Annotated in this window: 1 protein-coding gene; it reads left to right on the top strand. The window is 72.1% G+C overall.

The annotated features are described in order from the left end of the window. Positions 1-487: AMP-binding protein (locus tag ACMUOY_RS20295; RefSeq protein ID WP_413894532.1), on the top strand; the 487-nt coding region annotated here is incomplete at both ends.

The raw sequence follows: 487 nt of genomic DNA, 5'->3' as shown, positions 1-487 counted from the left end.
GGTGCACTGGGGCGATGGTCCGGCGCCGGATGGCTTCATCGACGGCCCGATCCTGGTGGCCGCCGCCACCCCGGTGGCCGATGCCCGGCGCAGCGGCAGCGACCTGGCCGCGGTGATGTACACCGGCGGCACCACCGGCCGGCCCAAGGGCGTGATGCACAGCCATGCCAACCTGGTGACCAACGCGCTGTCGGCCAACCTGGCCGCCACGCGGCCGATCGACAGCGTGGGCATCCTGGTGCTGCAGCTGGTGCAGCGGCTGGCGCGGCAGGTGGTGCTGCCGGGCTTTGATGAACTGCCGGTGCTGCAGGCCATCGCCGACGAGCGCGGCACCGAGACCTTCCTGGTGCCCACCATGCTCAAGCGCCTGGTCGAGCACCCGCGCTTTGCCGAGTTCGACACCAGCAGCCTGCAATGCGTGCTGTATGGCGCCTCGCCGATCGACGAGGCCCTGCTGGCCCGCGCCCGCACCGCGCTGCCGCATGCC

The organism is Candidatus Skiveiella danica, from assembly GCF_022705245.1.
In the GTDB taxonomy this organism is placed as follows: Bacteria; Pseudomonadota; Gammaproteobacteria; order Burkholderiales; family Burkholderiaceae_C; genus Skiveiella; species Skiveiella danica.
The sequence above is the reverse complement of the archived record's forward strand: the minus strand, read 5'-3'. Positions and strand labels throughout refer to the sequence as shown.